The sequence below is a fragment of the Amycolatopsis sp. NPDC057786 genome (assembly GCF_042797905.1).
Taxonomy (GTDB): domain Bacteria; phylum Actinomycetota; class Actinomycetes; order Mycobacteriales; family Pseudonocardiaceae; genus Amycolatopsis.
The window spans coordinates 20,652-38,392 of the sequence record NZ_JBHVKW010000015.1 but is presented as its reverse complement, the minus strand read 5'-3'; the positions used below and the strand labels follow the sequence as shown (position 1 = coordinate 38,392).

At 65.6% G+C, this 17,741-nt stretch carries 15 protein-coding genes; 4 read left to right on the top strand and 11 right to left on the bottom strand.

From position 1 onward, the window contains the following. Nucleotides 1-829 precede the first annotated feature (829 nt). The 3 genes from ACFVM3_RS11905 to ACFVM3_RS11895 form a co-directional block, all read right to left on the bottom strand. On the bottom strand, nucleotides 830-1,039 hold the full coding sequence (locus ACFVM3_RS11905) for an NlpC/P60 family protein (RefSeq protein WP_378437947.1): 210 nt from the start codon (nucleotides 1,037-1,039) through the stop codon (nucleotides 830-832). Continuing rightward, a complete protein-coding gene (locus ACFVM3_RS11900) occupies nucleotides 1,036-1,482 on the bottom strand; it encodes a hypothetical protein (RefSeq protein WP_378437945.1) in 447 nt (148 codons plus the stop codon). The genes ACFVM3_RS11905 and ACFVM3_RS11900 overlap by 4 nt, the downstream gene beginning before the upstream one ends. Before the next feature lie 179 nt (nucleotides 1,483-1,661). Continuing rightward, nucleotides 1,662-5,579: a hypothetical protein gene (locus ACFVM3_RS11895; RefSeq protein ID WP_378437943.1), complete on the bottom strand. Its 3,918-nt coding sequence runs from the start codon at nucleotides 5,577-5,579 to the stop codon at nucleotides 1,662-1,664. A 361-nt stretch (nucleotides 5,580-5,940) separates the two neighbouring features. Between ACFVM3_RS11895 and ACFVM3_RS11890 the strand changes: the two genes are divergently transcribed. The 3 genes from ACFVM3_RS11890 to ACFVM3_RS11880 all read left to right on the top strand — a co-directional run bounded on the left by ACFVM3_RS11890 (nucleotide 5,941) and on the right by ACFVM3_RS11880 (nucleotide 10,341). Continuing rightward, complete coding sequence (locus ACFVM3_RS11890) at nucleotides 5,941-6,426, top strand: hypothetical protein (RefSeq protein WP_378437941.1); 486 nt, start codon at nucleotides 5,941-5,943, stop codon at nucleotides 6,424-6,426. 63 nt (nucleotides 6,427-6,489) lie between these two features. Next, nucleotides 6,490-8,415, top strand: coding sequence for an FG-GAP-like repeat-containing protein (locus ACFVM3_RS11885; protein ID WP_378438046.1), 1,926 nt, complete (start codon nucleotides 6,490-6,492; stop codon nucleotides 8,413-8,415). Between the two features lie 318 nt (nucleotides 8,416-8,733). After that, a complete protein-coding gene (locus ACFVM3_RS11880) occupies nucleotides 8,734-10,341 on the top strand; it encodes an arabinofuranosyltransferase (protein WP_378437939.1) in 1,608 nt (535 codons plus the stop codon). Here ACFVM3_RS11880 and ACFVM3_RS11875 read toward each other — a convergent pair. The 4 genes from ACFVM3_RS11875 to ACFVM3_RS11860 all read right to left on the bottom strand — a co-directional run bounded on the left by ACFVM3_RS11875 (nucleotide 10,302) and on the right by ACFVM3_RS11860 (nucleotide 13,647). Beyond that, nucleotides 10,302-12,422: a recombinase family protein gene (locus ACFVM3_RS11875; RefSeq protein ID WP_378437937.1), complete on the bottom strand. Its 2,121-nt coding sequence runs from the start codon at nucleotides 12,420-12,422 to the stop codon at nucleotides 10,302-10,304. The two genes, ACFVM3_RS11880 and ACFVM3_RS11875, sit on opposite strands and share 40 nt — an antisense overlap. A gap of 115 nt (nucleotides 12,423-12,537) precedes the next feature. Next, entirely contained in the window at nucleotides 12,538-12,810 is a 273-nt protein-coding gene (locus ACFVM3_RS11870; protein WP_043830785.1) for a recombinase family protein, read from the bottom strand. Between the two features lie 71 nt (nucleotides 12,811-12,881). Next, complete coding sequence (locus ACFVM3_RS11865; RefSeq protein WP_076153521.1) at nucleotides 12,882-13,388, bottom strand: recombinase family protein; 507 nt, start codon at nucleotides 13,386-13,388, stop codon at nucleotides 12,882-12,884. 79 nt (nucleotides 13,389-13,467) lie between these two features. After that, nucleotides 13,468-13,647, bottom strand: coding sequence for a hypothetical protein (locus ACFVM3_RS11860; protein WP_043830790.1), 180 nt, complete (start codon nucleotides 13,645-13,647; stop codon nucleotides 13,468-13,470). A gap of 786 nt (nucleotides 13,648-14,433) precedes the next feature. Here ACFVM3_RS11860 and ACFVM3_RS11855 point away from each other — a divergent pair. Continuing rightward, the gene (locus tag ACFVM3_RS11855; protein WP_043830792.1) at nucleotides 14,434-14,712 is read left to right on the top strand and encodes a helix-turn-helix transcriptional regulator; all 279 of its coding nucleotides are present in this window, start codon (nucleotides 14,434-14,436) and stop codon (nucleotides 14,710-14,712) included. Nucleotides 14,713-14,741: 29 nt separating this feature from the next. Here ACFVM3_RS11855 and ACFVM3_RS11850 read toward each other — a convergent pair whose 3' ends face one another. Genes ACFVM3_RS11850 through ACFVM3_RS11835 form a run of 4 tightly spaced genes read right to left on the bottom strand, consistent with a single transcriptional unit; the run spans nucleotide 14,742 to nucleotide 17,717 of the window. Next, entirely contained in the window at nucleotides 14,742-15,530 is a 789-nt protein-coding gene (locus ACFVM3_RS11850; protein WP_043830795.1) for a hypothetical protein, read from the bottom strand. After that, on the bottom strand, nucleotides 15,527-16,048 hold the full coding sequence (locus ACFVM3_RS11845) for a VUT family protein (RefSeq protein ID WP_043830797.1): 522 nt from the start codon (nucleotides 16,046-16,048) through the stop codon (nucleotides 15,527-15,529). Before ACFVM3_RS11845 ends, ACFVM3_RS11850 begins: the two co-directional genes overlap by 4 nt. After that, nucleotides 16,045-16,839, bottom strand: a complete 795-nt coding sequence (locus ACFVM3_RS11840; protein WP_081684792.1) for a recombinase family protein — start codon at nucleotides 16,837-16,839, stop codon at nucleotides 16,045-16,047. The genes ACFVM3_RS11845 and ACFVM3_RS11840 overlap by 4 nt, the downstream gene beginning before the upstream one ends. Continuing rightward, nucleotides 16,836-17,717, bottom strand: coding sequence for a DNA methyltransferase (locus ACFVM3_RS11835; protein ID WP_051171987.1), 882 nt, complete (start codon nucleotides 17,715-17,717; stop codon nucleotides 16,836-16,838). Before ACFVM3_RS11835 ends, ACFVM3_RS11840 begins: the two co-directional genes overlap by 4 nt. Nucleotides 17,718-17,741 lie beyond the last annotated feature (24 nt).

The window sequence follows — 17,741 nt, the reverse complement described above, 5'->3', positions numbered from 1 at the left end:
GGCGCGCGGCGAGTCTGGTGAAGTGACCAAGTAGGTAGCTCCGGCGGCACCGGAGCGGACATCATTCCCCAGGCCATGCGATCACGCCCGTAGCGTGACCGATACGCCCTACCTGCCTTCGCTTGCCGAGTCAGCACCACCCCAGCCGTCGGCGTGTGCTGACGTCGCACTCCGCGCTCGAGACGAGGCAGCGCGTGGTTCCGTCCTCCAGCCACTTCCGGACGCCGTTCAGCTGGCCGTCCACGATTTTCTCCGCGAACGGTCCGCACGTGACGCTGACAATGCCGTATCGAGTAGGAGCTCGAGCCACGTGCGCCTGGCGTACTTCGGGGATAGCCCGAATGAACTCGAGGAGTACATGTCCGCGGCGTATCTCATCGGCTTCGGGATGAAGATCAGTAACGAGGTCGACGAAGAGGGCGATCTCGGCTGGGCAATCCAACTATTCACCGAGGAAGACTTTGTACCGGCGAGCGCCGAACTCCGCGCCTGGGCGCTACCCCCAACATCGAAGTCCGAGCCACGTGGACAAGCGAAGAAGCGAACGGCGATCCAATCGGAACCGCCGTTGCAGTCGCCTGCGAGGCAGCCGAGCAGGGCAAATGGGTACGCCTCCACACCCTCGAACGCGGCAGCGGAGAGAGCATCGACGATGGGACAACCACCTCTGAAGTCGTCGTCGACATCTTCGAGGCACCGATTCCACCAGCCGACACCGATGGGTAACGTGTCCCTATGTTGTTGTCAAGCCGCAGCGGGGGTGGTAGCCGGTTCGGGGTGCCGGTAGTAGGTGTGATTGCGGAGCATGGCGAAGAAGACGTCCCCCGCATTAGTCGGCGCCTTTGTGCCGATAGTTGTCGATCTGTACCGGTTGGCCGAATGTCGGCGTGTTAATCATGCGCCCGCCAATGTAGGGGCCTACGTGGTGGATGTTGTTGGGTGCGCCGTAGAATACGAGGTCGCCCGGCAACAGTGGCCTGTCCGACTGGGACCACGGGACCGGCGTTGGCCCCTTCTTGGTTGGCGCCTGCGGGGTCACATTGGATGCGTTGGAGCCGCCAGAACTCGAAAGTAGCGAACCCTGTCTTCGGCATCGTCGATCTGCGCTTCGAAACCAGCCTCCAGCAAGATGGCGTGCATTGCCTGGAGGGTGATTTTACTCGCTGTGGTTACATAGCTGAATAATCCGCTTGTGTCCTGAGCGAGAACCTTCTGGTCGTAGGCCGGACTATTGGTCACTGGTGGTACCCAGTCCAAGGTCACCCCGAAGGGTTGAATACTATGAACCCATACATGCGCCCCCGGGGGAAGACCGAAGGGATCGCCGTTTGGTACAACCGATGCAGCGAAACCCATGCGGGTCAACTCGGTTCGTACCTGCTCGGCCAAGTTCTTCCAGGATTCGATTGCATCGTCTGGCGCACGATAGACTGGGTTGTCCTCAACCTTCGCTTGGTTAAGGTACTGGAATGGGCTAGTCACTTTTCCATCCTGGCGCTAGATGTATTAGTAGATGATGCCATCTTAGCATAGGGCCAGCATTGAACGGCGACGAGATGAAGTCGGCCGGTTTCGGTCGCGCGGACCTCGATGGCGGGCAATGTCGCGGCATGCCACAGAGGTCCGCGCGATACAAAATAGCCTATCTTAGGTGTTGATCCTCACGCGCCTCCGGCTGCCCTGATCTGCAGCAAACGTCGTAACATAAGGTACTCATTGGATGACTCGCCAAGATACTGCACTCCGTACTTGATCAACGTTCCCTCACTCAGCTCTCTTCCGAGAATTTCCGTGCATTCTTTACATGGGGAACGCTCCGTGAAGAGCTCGGTGATCTTCTTGATATCCAGCGATTCGTTATTCGGGTCAAGTTTACGCGCTTCCGCGATCTGCTTTTTAATATCGGCGATGATTCGCTCCTCGGAGTGCATGCCACTGCCGCTAAAAGCGCGAATATATTCATCCCCGAACTTGGGATCCAGCCAGCCCGGCAACTTGGCGACTGCGACATTGACTCCAGCGTTCATGCTGCCAACAGTCCGGCGGTACAGATACGCCAGGTCTCCGAGCTCGTCCCCCCATCGCCCGTACTGAATTTCTCTGAGACACAAGCCATTTGCCGCAGCTGCGACGTTCGCGCGTGCCTGGGCGAGTCCAGCGAGGCACGAACCGGCTTGCTGCCTGATGAACCTCAAGTCGATCTGTGCCAGGCCAGTCCGCACGGCGATTCCGCTGAGGAAAGCTGCGTCGCTGAGTGCGGCGACTCGGGAGGCAAGTAGTGCTTCGGCTGCGAATCCGGTGGCGAGGTCGGCGCCGATGGTGATGAGGAGTCCTGCACCGGCGGCTTCGGCGAGGAAGCCTGCTTCCAGGCCGGCTAGCCCGGCGATCATTGGTGCGGTGCAGACCTCCGCGCAGTACAGTCCGACGGCGACGAGGGCGACGGTGGCGACGATGACGCCGGCGGTGATCCAGAATTGCTCGGTGTCCGCCTCGTCTTGTGCATCGGCGATCGCCTTGTTGATCAGGTAGGTGAGCGCAGGGTTGTAGGTACCCTTCAAGCAGTTGTTGAACGCTTCTTCGCTGTGTCCTTTGAACTGGTTGCAGATCGCGACATTGCGTTCGGATTCGCCCTTGGGGTCAGCGACCATCCGGTTGGCCCGGTTGATGCAGTCGTCGTGGTCCGGACCGGCGGGTACGGCTTCACACGCCTTCTTGGCGTCGGCCTCGAACTTCGCCCGGGCGTCGGTGATCTCCTTGTTCGCCCTATCGATCGCCTTCTTGCGGGCATCGTTAGCGGCAGCGACGGCCGCGTTGGCGTCGGCGCCTGCGTCCTTTGCCGCTTGGTATGCCGCACGCGCGGCGCTCTCGGCGCTTCGTGCGTGGCGGAACGCGATGTTGGCTGACCCTCTTGCGGAGATCGCTGATCGGGTCGCGGTTACCGAGGATTGCGAGGCGCGGGTCGCGGCTTGTTGCGCGGCGGCTGCCGATTGAGCGGCTTGGCGAGCGGATTCCTCCGCTTGCTTGGCGGATTCTTGCGCGCGTCGCGCGTGTCCGGCTGCGTCGTCGGCGAAGCCTTTGGCTCGGTTCGCGTGGTCGGTGGCTTCCGCTGCGGCGTTTCGTGCTGTGGCCGCGACCGCCTGGGCAGTTTCGGCGTTTTGCGATGCGGTTGCCGCGACCGAGGTGATCTCTGCCACCATCCCGGCGACCGCGGCTTGGTGTGCAGCTGCCTCACGGTCGTGTCGGGCGGCGACGTACTGACCGCTCTCACGATAGACACGGATGAGATCGGGTGAGCCGTCCAGCGCGGCTTGGGACAGCATCCGCACTTCTGGGCCGGTCGCCGGATTGGCGATGAGCTGATTGAGTGCGATCCGATCGTCGCTCTCGCGGGCGATGTTCTGCCCGGTGTCGAGGAACTGCCGGTACGCCGCGATGTCCTGGCTGTCCAGTGCCTTCTGCGCGGCGGCGGCGACCGTGGCGTCGCCACGCTGACGAGCGGCGGCCAGGGCCTGGTTGACGATGATCCGGTACTCGGCGTCCTGACCAGCGTAGGTCGGTGACGTCAGGAACCGTTTGACGTCCTCGTCGGTACCTGCCAGAGCCCGCTCGCCTGCTTCTTTCTTGGCGGTAGAGCCGGCCGCGATCAGCTCACGGATCGTGTCTCGGTCATCAAGTGCCGCGGCCCGCGCGAGACCTGCCTTGATGTACTCCCGTACTTCCGGCTCAGTGCCGGCGAGAGCGCCCTCCGCGGCGGCTTTCGTCCAGGAACCCCCAACGGTCACCAGGCGCAGCGCAACCTTGCGCCCGTTGGTTACCACCAGGGCTGGGTCGGCATCCGGCGCGCTGGCCGCCTGCAGGAGCTGCTTGGTCTCAGCGTCACGCTGCTCTTCTTGAGCCGCGTTCCACTTTCGGGTCAATCCCAGGCGGTCATGCGTTGCGACCGCTTTTCGGGCGGACTCGGTGGCCTGTTCCGCGAGGAGGGTGATCCGTTCGTCGTCGGCCTTCCGGGCGGCATCGTAAAGCCGCTTAGCCTGCGCCGCGGCATCGATGGTTGTTTGCGCTGCCGCGCTGGCCGCGTTCGCGTGCTCGGTGGCGAGCCGGGCGGCGTTCTCGGCTTCACCAGCATGAGCAGCGGCATCTTCGGCGGCCGCTGCGGCGATACTTGCGTCGAATGCGGCCCGGGATGCCAGATCCCGCGCGACCAACGCCGCTGCGGCGGCCTCGACCGTGTAGGCCCGTGCGGATGCGGCTGCGCGGTTGGCTCGATCCGCCTGTCGACGGGATTCCGCTGCTGCGGCTTCGGCCTTGGACGCGTCGGCACCCGCGCTACGTGCCCAGCGGGCGGACTCCTTTGCCGCGTCGGCCGACTTGGTAGCGTTTTGCCCGGCTGAACCGGCCGCGTCGACGGCTTCCTTCGCTTTCCCCAGGGCTGTTTGGGCGAGGTCGAGTGCCTGAACGGCCTGCTGTGCGTTCCGTGAGGCGTCAGCGGCATCGATCGAGGCCTTGCTGGCATCCCCGGCCCGTCCCCGGTCCGTGCGGGCGGCCGCTGCGAAGTGCCACGCGGTCGACGAGGATCTTCCCGCCTTGACCGCCGCCGCTGCCGCTCGTGTGGCCGCGGTCGCCGCGATACGGGCCGCCGATGATGCCGCGTTGGCCGCCCCGATCGCGCTGACCGCCGCGCTCGCGGCGCGGTTGGCCGCATCTGCGGCTTGCCCGGCCGCGACAGCAGCGCCTGCGGCGTTGTCCTTGGCCGCTTCTGCCGCTTGCTGAGCGAGTTCGGTCGCCTGACGCGCCAGATCCGCTTCCGCCAGGGCCTTCTCGGCGGAATCTTTCGCAGCCTGCGTTTCTTCCGCTGCCTGCCGCCCCGCGACCTCGGCCGAGGCGACCAGCTCAGCGATACCGGCGGTTTCTTGATCGCGCGCTTCGGCTACTTCCCACTCACGCGCGATGAACAACCGGAGAGCATCAACGTTGTCACTGTCCAAGGCAGTCTGCGCCGCAGCTTTGACCGCCGGGCCGCCTGCCGCGAGGATCTGGTTGACCCGGATCCGCAGGTCATTCGCTTCGGCACGTACGGACGTAACACGCAGGAATTCGTTCAGCGCTTCGGCCGTACCGACGTCAAGCGCTTTCTGCGCCGCCTTCTTCACCTCCGGCCCACCGGCCGCGAGGATCTGGTTGACGCGAATCCGCAGGTCAGTGTCCGAGGCGGCCGACAATCCGGTGTCCAGGAACGCGCGTAACGCGGACGCGTCCGCATCCAACGCCTTCTGTGCCGCGCTCTTTACCGCCGGGCCGCCAGCCGCGAGGATCTGGTTGACCGCAATACGGTCATCCAGCCCGGAGAGTCGATCAAGATTGTCGTTGAGGAACGCCTCGACCTCGGCATCGGAGCCGAGCAGGGCCTTTTCTGCTTCCACCTTGACCTGACTGCCGCCGCTTTGCCAGAGAATCAATACCTTGGCTCGCGAAGTCAGGTTCTGCTGAACTGAGACTGTGGCTTTTGGTGTTGCCCCGTCGTCGGGAGCGCCAGCGGCCGGGGTGACACAGAGATGTACTAGAAGTGCCGCGATCAGCAATGCAATCAGACTGGCTCTTTGCCTTCGCCTGTATCTCATTGTCAAATATTCGACTTTCTATGAGTTGACAACGTTGACACTGTCACGAGTGAAGTGGCGGAGAGTCAATTTTGATTGCCATATTTCCCCCTTTTGTCAGCTTTCGGCGCAACTCGTCTCCACTTGCACGCCTGCGTGGCACACTACTGTCCACTCCCGTACGGCAAGATGTGTTGTGGATCACGTCAAAAATGAGTAATGGTCAAGCCTGGCCGCCGATACCCCATCGCGGCACTGTGTCCGCACGCACTCGATCGAATGGGGGTTGAACGCCGTGCTTCTCAGGCGGAAGCTTTTGCTCATTCTCGCCACGATATTTGCAATGACAGCAATCGGCGGCTGGGCTGCCGGTGCTGTCACTTTTCCGAGGCAAGCCGTGGCTGATGGCCCGAAATCGGTGGTAGAAGACTTCGCGTACCCCGGCGCCGATGGCATCCTCGCCCAGCATGGAGTCGTGCTGGTCTCAGGCGATGGTCACATCGTGTTCGCAGACTGCGCGACCCCTGCCAACGGAAACATCGGCTTGATCCGAGTTCGCACTACGGAATCCGTAGGACAGAACGGGCAAGTGTGCTTCAAGGTCCTCGGTGTTCCGGGACATCTGGAGTTGAAGATTCCCGCAGTGTTCGAAATCCGCGGTGACGGCCTGGTTGCCGGGGCGGGCCACAAGGCGAAGGCCGAGCTCACCACGGACGCTGGTCAGCGCACGGTCGTCGACGTGAATCCCAGCGGCAACACGCCGGTCGGTGTCGGCGCAAGCCCGGACAACCAGCCGACCACGCTACTCGAACTCGACGTGGTCGGCTGACCGCCGCCATGGTGCTCTGAGGGGAAAGTCTTGATGCAACGCTTGAGAGCGGCTGGCTTGTCAATGCTGTCCGCGACACTGGTTTTGGCTGGTCTGCTGACCGGCGCGACCGCAAACGCCGTTACCGGCGGTACTCCGGCGGCGGACGGGAACTACAGCTTCGCCACCAAGGTCAACATGGAGGGTGCGGCCTGCAGCGGGGCTTTGGTGGCATCCGAATGGATCATCACGTCGGCGTCCTGTTTCGCCGGCAATCCGCAGGGCGGGGTCCCAGCCAAGCCGACCACGGTCACTGTCGGCCGGACCAATCTCGCCGGTACCGCCGGTCGGGTCGCCAAGGTAACGAACCTCGTGGCTCACCCCAGCCGGGCCGTGATGCTCGCGAGACTCGACACGACGATCACCGACATCACGCCGGTACCGGTCGGTACTGCCGCCGCGACTGGCGAGAAGCTGCGGCTGGCGGGCTACGGTCGCACGGCGACCGAGTGGGTGCCCGACAAGTTGCACTCGGCGTTGTTCGCCGTCGGTACCCCGACCGCGGCAGAGTTCCCGCTCACCGGTGACAACGGCGCGGATGCCTGTAAGGGGGACGCCGGGGGAGCGGTGTTCCGCGAGGTGTCCGGTCGCGCGGAGCTGGCCGGTGTGGTGAGCACTTCCTGGCAGCACGGTTGTCTCGCCGTGACCGAGACGCAGCAGGGCACGACGGCCACGCGCACCGACGACCTCGCCGAGTGGATCCGCCAGCAGACCTTCGTCCCCACGGCCACGGCCGTCGACCACGCGATCACGGTCAAATGGGCCCCGGTATCGGGTCAGGGGCAGTTGACGTACCGGGTCTATGCGGGCGAGGACTCCACGGTTCCGGTGGCTGAAGCTCGCCGCATCGGCTCGACGACGGGGACCAGCTTCACGCACAAGTCGCTGTCCGCCAAGAAGACCTGGTACTACCGGGTCGTCACGACGTTGGCCGGTGGGGCGGAGTTGGTGTCCAGCGTTGTTTCGGCGACCACACCGGTTCCCACTGTGAGTGACTTTTCCGGTGACGGTAAGGACGACATCGCCACCTTCACCCGTGGTAGCACGGCGGCTGTTTTCGCGGCCGTGTCCGATGGTGCCAAGTTCGTGGGCAATTCGGTCAAATGGCACAACCGGTTCGCGTTGTACAACGAAGTGCCGCTGGCCGGTGACTTCGACGGGGACGGCAAAACGGACATCGCGACCTTCACCCGGGGAGCGCTCGGTGATGTGTATGTGGCGCTGTCCGATGGTGGCAAGTTCGTCGGTGACTCGCAGCAGTGGCACGGCGATTTCGCGTTCGGCGAGGAAATCCCCGCGGTCGGTGACTTCGACGGCGACGGCAAGGACGACATCGCGGTCTTCACCCGCGGGACGACGGCCTCTGTATACGTGGCCTTGTCGGACGGCAAGAAGTTCGTAGGCAACGGCGTGAAGTGGCACGGACGGTTCGCCGGTGGCGCCGAAGTTCCTGTGGTCGGTGACTTCGACGGTGACGGCAAGGACGACATTGCCACCTTCACCCGCGGCACGGCGGGCGACGTCTTCGTGGCGTTCTCCGACGGCAGTAAGTTCGTCGGTGACTCCCTGCAGTGGCACGGCGATTTCGCGTTCGGTGACGAGATTCCCGCATCAGGCGATTTCGACGGCGATGGTAAGGATGACATCGCGGTCTTCACCCGTGGGACGGCGGCGGATGTCTATGTGGCGCTGTCGAACGGTGTGAGGTTTGTCGGTAATTCCGTGAAGTGGCACGACAACTTCGCCTACGGGACCGAACTACCCGCGATCGGTGACTTCACCGGCGACGGCAAAGCCGACATCGTCACTTACACGCGCGGCACTAGAGGAGACGTGTATGTCGGGGCGTCCGACGGGACCAAGTTCGCGGGTGCTTCCGTTCTGTGGCACGGCGATTTCGCCTTCGGCGAAGAGGTGGCCGCACCAAGGGCGTTCGCACTCGGATTCTGATTAACCGGCCGGTGCCGGGCAGGGCGTCACCGCCCCGCCCGGCACCGGTCCTTTTCGGGGGACACGATAGAGTGAAGCAAGATCGTTTAAAGGGGTCTTGCCCAGTCAAGGACAGTGTTGTCGCGTCACAGAACTCTGGGTAGTTGTTCGTCTTTCGGTTACCTGGAGAATCAGTTGAGCACAGTCACCATTGAATCCGTGCCCGCGTCCGGCGGCGTCGGCGGAATCCGTGTTCGGAGCCGTGTCCGGACGTGGAACTGGATTGTGATCGGGGCCACGGTCGTCGGGTTTGTGGTGCTTGCCTGGCAGCGGCGCTGGATGAGTGATGACGGGCTGATCGTGCTGCGGACGGTCCGGCAGATCCTCGCGGGCAACGGGCCGGTCTTCAACATCGGGGAGCGGGTCGAGGCCAACACCAGCACGCTGTGGACGGCGGTGCTCGTGCTGGTCGGCTGGACCCCAGGCGTCAGCCTCGAGTGGATCTCCGTGATCGTCGGACTGGTGTTCTCGGCGGGCGGCCTGTTCCTGGCCCTCGACGGTGCCTGGCGACTGGCCGGGCCTGCCGCATCCACCTTCGTGTTCCCGGCGGGCGCGCTCGTCGTGTTGGCGCTGCCACCGTTTCGTGACTTCGCCACCTCTGGTCTGGAGACGGGGCTGATCAGCCTATGGCTCGGCGGAACGTGGTGGCTCCTGGTGCGGCGCGGGATGGAGCAGCCGTTCGGCCCGGTGTGGGTGACTGCCGTGGTCATCGGGCTGGGTCCGCTCGTGCGCCCGGACCTCGCTCTGTTCAGCCTCGTCGCCATGGTCGGGTTGCTGGTGCTCACCTGGCAGGGCTGGGGCCACATTGTGGTTCCGCTGGCAGCTGCGGCTGTGCTCCCGGTGCTGTATCAGGTGTTCCGGATGGGCTACTACGGCCTGATCACCCCGAACACGGCGCTGGTGAAGGAAGCCTCCGAGGCGTTGTGGGACAGCGGATGGGCATATTTCGGCGACTTCACCGATCCGTACCTGCTGTGGATTCCGGTCGCCGCGTGTCTGCTCGCCGGGGTGGCCCTGGTGTGGCGGAAGTCCGTGGATCGCCGAGTGGCGGTGCTGGTGGCTGTGCCGGTGGTGGGAGCCGTTCTGCTGGCGGCGTATGTCGTCCGGGTCGGCGGCGACTTCATGCACGGGAGGATGTTGCTTCCCGCGACGTTCTGCCTGCTGCTCCCGGTGATGGCGATCAGGGTGACCAAGCTGACGTTCGTGCCGGTCGTCGCGGTCGCAGTCTGGGCCGTGGTCGCGGGCGGCTGGCTACGAACCCCTTATGCCGGTCTCGAGGAGCCGATCGACGAGCGTGAGGTCATCGCCGACGAGCGAGCCGCCTACGTCGCGGCCAGCGGGACCGAGCACCCGATCCTGGCGAGCGACTTCCGGTTGTTCGCCGAGATGGCCGACGACGCGCGTAAGCAGCTGGCCGCGCAACAGACCCCGGCCGTTCACGTGTACGCGGAGTCGACGGGCTGGGTCGCGTACCCCTCCGCGAACGGCCGCGGCGTACTCACCTACTTCAACATCGGCGGCCCCGGCATGCTGCTACCGCTCGACGCGTGGGTGCACGACCCGATCGGACTCGTCAACCCCGTGGCGGCGCACAGCACCACCATCCCCGGACGGCGGATCGGGCACAGCAAGTTCGCCGGCTCCAACTGGGAAGTCGCCGGCCTCGGCGCGGACACGACGGAGGTCGCAGCGGCGCGAGGCCAGTTCAAACAGGACAATCTCGACGCGATCCAGAGGACACTGAGCTGTCCGCACACCAAGGAGATGCTCGACTCCGTCCGCGCGCCGCTGACCTTCGAGCGGTTCTGGGAGAACCTGATCCACTCGGTCGGCCGAAGCGGACTGCGCTACGACCGCAACCCCGCGAACGCACAAAACTGCGGATGACACGGCCTCACTGGGCTGCAGGTTGTGAACTGTCCACCCGAGTTCAATACCCATCGGCGAACGCACGCTCCTGCTGCCCAGCGTAGGAGCGTGCGCATCCGACGTATCCACATGGCTGATCGACCGCACTGGCACAGCACCACGAATTCACACGAATTTCCCTGGGGCAAACCTGGGGCACGGTGGCAGCCAGAACCGTAGCCAACAACGCCGAACGGCGGATAAGGGCAGCCAATCACATCTACCGACCTGCGATTTCCCAATAACCGCAGGTCAGAGGCCCACCAGGACCTCACTGGCAGTGAGGGGGTCAGGGGTTCGAGTCCCCTTAGCTCCACCCTAGGGGTCTTACTAGAACAAGTGCCTGAATGAAGGCCACGAAGTAGGACCGCGACGCCTGAAGGCGAGCAAGGACCACCCGCATTGCGGGTGGTCCTTTTGATTGTGCCCTCCGCGCTGGTTGCTGCGGTCCGCTGACCTTGGATGGCGTGGAGCTCGGCGAAGGGCTCACGGAGCTCACCCTCTGTGATCTTGTCGTCCTCGATGTAGAGGGTGTGGAAGATAGCTTGGTTGAGTAGGCGGCGCTGTTGGTCGTTGCAGCGTCGGTACAGCTGGTCGGGCTGTTCGAGGAGAGCAAGGCCGGCGTTGACGAGCTGGGCGCTGTCGGTGAGGTCGGCGTTGGCTGTGTGCAGGCGATCCTCCAGCCGGCGGCGCTCGCGGGCGATGTCGCGCAGCTTCTCCTTGACTTTGGTCTGCGGCAGCGTGCTGTCGGCTGCGAGGTCGATCAAGTTCTCCTCCTTGGTGTCGAGTTCCTTGAGTTGTGCGGTGATCTGCTTGCGTAGCAGGCGTGCGGACTTTTCCTGCTCGCCGAGCACGGCATCGATCTGGTCGCGCATGTCAGTGATGAACGGCTGGCTGAAGCGAATCGCGGAGTAGTGGCGCTCGACAGCGTCCTCGACGAGCGTGACGTTGACGTGGGGTGCTTGGCACAGCCCCTTTTGCCGGCCGCGGCAGAAGAAGTACAGGTACTCGGCGCCCTTCGAGTTGATGGTCCGTTGGATGATCATCCGCCGCTTGATGCCGTCGCATTGGCAGCGTCCACAGAAGAGCGATCCTTTGAGGTAGTGGTGGTGGACGCGACGGCGTTCTTGTGCCGTCATTCGCGATTCAAGGATCTCCTGAACTGTCTCGAAGAGGTCCTCGTCGATGAGCGGTTCGTGCCGCCCTTGGATTTCTTCGCCGTCGTACTCGACGTATCCGAGGTAGTAGCGATCACGCAGCATTTGCGAAATCTTGTTCTCGGACACCTTCTTGGCGGGGTGTCGCCGGGTGGCCCTGGTGCGTAGGCCGCGGTCGTAGAGCTCGTCAGCCAGCTCTTCTTGCGTGTAGTCGCCGCTGGCGAAGAGCTCAAAACCCAGCTGAACAAAGGGCGCCCGTTCGGGATCGACGATGATCGTGCGGATGACGCGGCCGTCGGAGTGGTCGATGTGGTTGAGGTAGCCGAGCTTCGCGCGTCCGAGCGTGCCGCCGTTGCGGGCTTTCTGGCCCATCTTGTAGGCGATGTCGGCACCGGACTGGCGGGATTGGTACTCGTTGAACGTGGCCAGGATGCCGTGCATCAGCTGGCCGACCGGGGTGTCGTCGATGGCCTCGGTGGCCGAGACCAGGGTGACGCCGCGCTTGCGCAGGTCTGCCATGACGATCGCGTCGTCGTAGCGGTTCCGCGCCATGCGCGAGAGTTGGTAGATGATGATGACGTCAACGTCGCCCTGGCTGCGCACCCGCGCGAGCATCTGTTGGAATGCTTCGCGTTTGGTCATCTCCATGGCTGAGCGTCCGGGCTCGACGTACTCGTCGATGACCGTGACGCCCAGGTCCCGCGCCTTGCGCAAGCACGCTTCCCGTTGGGCCGGAATGGAGATGCCTTCCGGGTTGTAGTCGGTCCGGACTTGCCCGGTCGAGGACACGCGCAGATAGATCACTGCGCGAGTGCCGTGGGCAAGGTCGTCCATTGGCGGCTGGATAGGGATGGTGACGTCCTGCTGCAGTTCATCGATGAAGTCGGCATAAGCGCTGGTCATGACACCTCCTTCTGAGGGCGGCCTGGACGGAGGACCGTGCAGCCGGCGAGTGGGTCCGGGCGGCTGGATCGCGCGCTCCCGGCGAGCGGCGAATTCGTGGCCGGGTTGCTGTTTCTCAACGGCTGCGGAACCGCGCGAGCATGCGTCGGAACAGCTGGCGTTTCGGCCGTCGCCAGAGTCGAGCGTTTGGGTCGACGTACTCGTCGATGAGCGAGAAACCCAGTTCCCGCGCCTTGCGCAGACATGCCTCACGCTGGGCCGTGACGCTGTGGTCGGTCTCGGCCCGTCCGGGCGAGGCCACGCGCGTGTAGATCACCGCGCGGGTGGTGGGCGCAGGGGCATCCGACGGCTGGAGTTCGTTGTCCGAGTTGGCGTAGGCGGTGGTCATGACACCTCGTTATGAGTCGGTCTGGATGGGGATGTTTTGGTCGGCGCAGTGGGCTCCGGCGGGATTTGCAGTTAGCCGGCGAGCGGCGATTCGTCGGCGGATTGCTGGTCGTGGCGACGCCGGTCGCGACGATCTGCGAGTGCGCCGGTCTGCTCGATCTCCGCGACGGCACTCAACACGCGTACGTGGAAGAGGCCGTGCGCGGTCTCCGTGTCGAGGGCGGGATCAGTGGCCGAGACGACCCGCACGCCTCGGGACGTTAACTCGTCGAGCACGAAGGCGAGGTGCTGTGTCTTGCGGGAAAGGCTGTACAGGTGGTTGACGACGAGCACGTCGATGACTCCGGATCGGGCTGCCGCCAATACCCGTTGCAGCCCAGGACGCTTCAGCGTGCCGCCTGATGCGTAGTCGCTGCTGCGGAGAGCGATGTGCCAACCGGGTTGGGACGCGACGTAGGTCTGCAGGTGGTCGCTTTCGCGGAGGGTGGGCCACCGCTGGTAGAGGCCGACGCGTACCGGCCGTCGAGCCCGTGGGTGTGCGGCTCGGCGGCTGCGGGGATCGCAAGTGGCAGGCGGCATTGTGGTGAACCTTCCTTTCGAGTCATTGGCGAGCGGCTTCGATCCGCTGGGTTCGTTGCGCAAGCGCGAACGCGCGACGTCATGCCGCGTCGCGGCAGTGATCGGGGTGGCTGGCGTCCGCGGTGCCTGGCTCGGCGGGCAGCGTTTGCTCGCTGGCTTCGGTCTGCGCCAGGTCTGCCGCGAGGCTGGCGACCACCCGCGCGAGCTTGCGCATGTCGGGGGGATCGCGGCGAACGCCGCGCACCACCACGTTGCGCACAGCTCTGCTCGCGCCAACGCGCCGTCGGGGTTGCCTGCTCGGCGCGCTGACGGGGCTTCCCTGCTGCTCTTGGTCGGCCGGAGCAGGAACGTCGGCGCAGTTGTTGTCGGCCTGATCGGGGTTGCGAGGTTGAGCGCACATGAGCGCCCCCTTCGTGCCCGTGAGGCCCGCGGCTGGCGGAGGTTCACGGGGCTGCTGGTCGGCGACAGGAACCGTCGACACAGCGGGCACTCCCAGCTGCCGACACCTGCGGTCGCCGATCCGCGCGAAGCGGGTTTCGCGGCGATGCGGGCACGCACCATGACGTGCGTTAAATGAGCTGGGACCGCCAAAGCTGTCACGACCAACGGGCCTCTGCTCCCCGCATGCGTCCGTGTGGGGCCGGCGCTCGTGGCCGTGCTGGACTCTTGCCGTTCGGTAGGACTGTGTGCCTTGCCGAACTGGTGCTGGGTCACCTCGTCAGCTCGGGGTGGGCGGTCGACGCGAGTCCAGAAGAGCGCTACCGGCGCTGACCGCGAACCGCGGCGCGTCGGCATGGCGATGAACGTGATGGGTGCCGAAGCACCTCCTCTCTGTTGAACCGGGGACAGATGCGCCATTCAATTAAGGTAACACCTGAATAGATCTAGTACAGCCTGTGTATCTCAAGTTCTATCTGTTCGTGGGTGTGTGTCTGCTAAACACGCCGAACGTGCGGCGGCCAGCTTCGGTCGCCGTCGGGGACACTGAGAGTCGGTTGGCGACGGCGCGAAGCGCCTCGGAGCGACGAACACGGGACGGCAGCGGGTGCAGATCGAGTGGCGGCTGCGGAAGGTCATGGCCTCCCGCGACGTCTGGACCGCGACCCAGTTGCGCGAAATCCTCATCCAGCGCGCCGGGTTCGAACTGTCTCTCCAGTCGGTTGACGTGCTGATCAAGAAGCAGCCGGTCCAGGTGAAAGTGGCGACCTTGCAGGCGCTGTGCACGACGCTGCGGTGCACGCCCAACGAGCTGTTCGGAATCGACACTCCACGCGATGTCTCGCTCGTCGAACCGGACACCACGGAGTCCCGCGGCGAGCAGTGAGCCCGCGGCGGCGAACGCGGCGACGGCCATCACGCGGCCCTCCCCAATACCTGCGGGGACACGGTGTCCGCAGACAGCCCTGCCGAACCCAGCGTGGTTCGGATCTGCCGATACCAGCTGAGCGCGAAGCGCAGACAGTTCGACTCGGTGCGATGGCTCGGACCGCATCCGGATACGTATCGACCGCGCATGCTCCAGGACATCGAGTCCGAACTGGCGAGAGCTTCGGCGTACCGGTTGAGGCCGGTGATCTTGATGCCGAAACCGTGGAGGTTCAACTCGCGCGTGGCGAAGGCGCGCATGATGCGCTCCACGTCGGCGCTGCTCTGGCGCCGGCACACCGTGCCGATCCCGACGAGCGGCTCGGCGGCCAGATCGATCCCGGCCTGCTCGTAGAAGTCGGCGCAGCGTTCGTAGTCCGACAGAGTCCAGCCTTGCAGCGTCGGCACCCAAGGGAGCTCAGGCGCGAGTTCCCGCAGGCGGACGAGGTTGCGCACGGTCCGCCGTTGATGCTCGCGGATCGTCAAGCCGGTGCGTTTCAGGATGCGCTGTTCGCACATCCAGTCCTGCGGCGCCGCCCAGGCGAGGTTGCCGATCTCGTCGGCGTAGCGCCGGACCGTCTGGACGTAATCCTTCTCGTCGATCTGCCAGCGTCCGTGAAGCTGCAGCTCTGTGAAGCCGCCGGAGTCGAGCGCCCATTCCGTGATGGCGCGGGGCAGGGTGCGGCGGTGGCCGAGCCGCCGGTGCGACACCAGCAGCGGGATGTCGGGCACGCGGGTCAGCCAGATGGGTTGGTGGACGCCGAGGTAGAACCTCACGCTGGCATCGCCCTCCGGCGAGCGCGGACACCAGCAAGCACAGCGACCGCCAGGGCCGTGGTGGTGGTCTTCCCGACGAGTTGGCCGGTGAGGTAGGTCAGCGAGCCGAAGGCCAGCGGCAGGAACAGCAGGCTGTCGACGAGCAGTCCAACCGTGTTCGACGCACTCACGGCGGCGAGGTGACTCCAGTCGCGCAGCGGGGTGTAGATGGCGAGGTCGACAAGTTCGGAGACGGCGAAGGCCGCCGCGCTGGCGAGCGCGATGCGCGGCTCGGCGACCAGTCCGGACAACGCCGCGCCGAGGGCGATCGCGAGCAGCGTTGTCCGGGTGCCGACAGCGTCCTGCAAGAGGTCCCGGACGGTGAATGCGAGCCCGGCGAAGAACGCGCCTGCGGGAACGTGCAGGCCCGCGATAGCGACCGCTGGCCAGAGTGAGGTGGCCCAGTTCGCGCCGGCGATCGTCGCCGCGTACCCGGCGAACAGGACCACGGCGGCGACGGTCCACCGGCGGATGTTCATGCCGCGCTCGGCGGGGAGTCGGCCGGGTCTGTCGCACTGGGCGGGAGTTCAGTGGGGCCGGGCTGGGCGCGGTGGAAGGTGCGCTCGTCGACGAGTGGCTCGTGCACCTTTGGCGCCGAGGTGACCCACTGCTCGATGGGTGCCGGGCGGCCGGCGATGGTGCGGGCCCAGACCTGGCGGCCGGTGTACTTGACGTTGGTGACGATCCGCCGGACGGCCTTGGGGGTCCACCGCCCGTTGGGCACCGGGGCTGCGTACTGGCTCGGGTCGCTGTTGAGTCGTGCGGCGATGACGGCGAACGTCAGGCCGTGGTCGGCCCGCCAGATGAAGATCTGCTTGACGGCGGCGGCGGTCTGCCAGTCTGGGACGAGGACCGCCCGCAGTTTGCTGTGTCCGCTGGGGTCGGTGACCCGGATGCGCAGGGCGCGGTAGCCGTAGGGCGGGGGCCCGATCTGGTAGCCGGCGCGGACGAGTTCGACCATCGCCTGGCGGGCGCGTCGGGTGGTCTCGGCGTGGTGCGCGGCGGGCGCGGCCCACTGGATGTGGTTGCCGCGGGCGTCGACCAATTCGCTGTTACTGGTCGGGTCGTCCGCACCTGCTTCGGTGTCGACGGCGGAGGTATCCGACTGCCTTGTCCACAGGTTTGTCCACAGGTGGGACCACCAGGGTGGACGCGTCTCGGGCACAGGTGTGCCGGTGCACTGGTGGCGGGCGGCGGCGCGAAGTGCAGCGCGCTTGCCGCGGAACTCGGGATGCCAGCCGCATTCACGGCAGTACAGGCGCGTCGTCATGCTGCTCGTCCCCAGCCGGGGTAGGTGACGCGGTTGACGGCGGGCCGGATCACCTCGTCCTCGGTCGGCCACGGGATGCCGACTGCCGCGGCGGCGGCGAGTTCGGCGTCGTGGGCGAGCTGGAAGACAAGCACTTCGTGGTGCGCGGAGAGCGCGGTCGGCGCGCCGGCAGCGAGTGCTCGGGCGGCAGCGCGGCGTTCGGCAAGCGAAGCGCGGGTGACCAGCCGGCTGCCGCGCAGTCCGGCGGTCAGTGCGATGCACCGCTCGACCGGTGCCAGCCCGGCCGAAGTTCCGGCGGCGAGCACCGGTGTGGCCAGGTCGACCAGCGAGCCGTCCGGACACCGGAGGGGCCGCGCGACGACGGCGACGTGTCCGCCGGATCGCAGCAGCGGCTCGCAGTAGAGCAGTGTTGTGGCAAGGTCGGCGAGGGCGGACTCGACCGGGTCGCGGCCCGGACCGGTCGCGCGGTCAGGCGCGGTGCGCAAGCTGGTCAGGATGAGTCCGACTCGTCCGATCAACCCTGCGGCCCGGATGGTCGCGAGCACCTTGGGGCGGGCGTCGAGGACCGAGCCGTCGCGCCACGCGCCTGTGGTCTTGGCGGCGGTGACGTTGGCGCGAGCGAGCGTCCACCACTGGGTGCGGGCGGTCAGTCCGAGCGCGCGACGGTCGGCGCGCAGCGCCTCGGTCAGCACGGTGCCGGCCCCGCAATCCGGGTCGAGAACGAGGTCGCCGGGACGGGTGTAGGTGGCGATCGCATGGGCGGCGACGGCGGGTGGAATCCGCTCGGTGTCGGTCTCGGTGCCGGGCACACAGCCGGTGTCGCGCAGCTGCGCGAGAGTGTCGCGCTGCCCGGTCGGCCAGACCGATAGGGACGGCATTGAGGGCTCCTCCCCCGGTGGCAG

What these genes read in the sequence shown, in the direction of transcription:
- ACFVM3_RS11890 (WP_378437941.1), top strand. Translation starts at nt 5,941, where the DNA reads ATGACAGCAATCGGCGGCTGGGCTGCCGGTGCTGTCACTTTTCCGAGG.
- ACFVM3_RS11885 (WP_378438046.1), top strand. Translation starts at nt 6,490, where the DNA reads ATGCTGTCCGCGACACTGGTTTTGGCTGGTCTGCTGACCGGCGCGACC.
- ACFVM3_RS11880 (WP_378437939.1), top strand. Translation starts at nt 8,734, where the DNA reads ATGAGTGATGACGGGCTGATCGTGCTGCGGACGGTCCGGCAGATCCTC.
- ACFVM3_RS11875 (WP_378437937.1), bottom strand. Translation starts at nt 12,422, where the DNA reads ATGACCAGCGCTTATGCCGACTTCATCGATGAACTGCAGCAGGACGTC.
- ACFVM3_RS11870 (WP_043830785.1), bottom strand. Translation starts at nt 12,810, where the DNA reads ATGACCACCGCCTACGCCAACTCGGACAACGAACTCCAGCCGTCGGAT.
- ACFVM3_RS11865 (WP_076153521.1), bottom strand. Translation starts at nt 13,388, where the DNA reads ATGCCGCCTGCCACTTGCGATCCCCGCAGCCGCCGAGCCGCACACCCA.
- ACFVM3_RS11845 (WP_043830797.1), bottom strand. Translation starts at nt 16,048, where the DNA reads ATGAACATCCGCCGGTGGACCGTCGCCGCCGTGGTCCTGTTCGCCGGG.
- ACFVM3_RS11840 (WP_081684792.1), bottom strand. Translation starts at nt 16,839, where the DNA reads ATGACGACGCGCCTGTACTGCCGTGAATGCGGCTGGCATCCCGAGTTC.
- ACFVM3_RS11835 (WP_051171987.1), bottom strand. Translation starts at nt 17,717, where the DNA reads ATGCCGTCCCTATCGGTCTGGCCGACCGGGCAGCGCGACACTCTCGCG.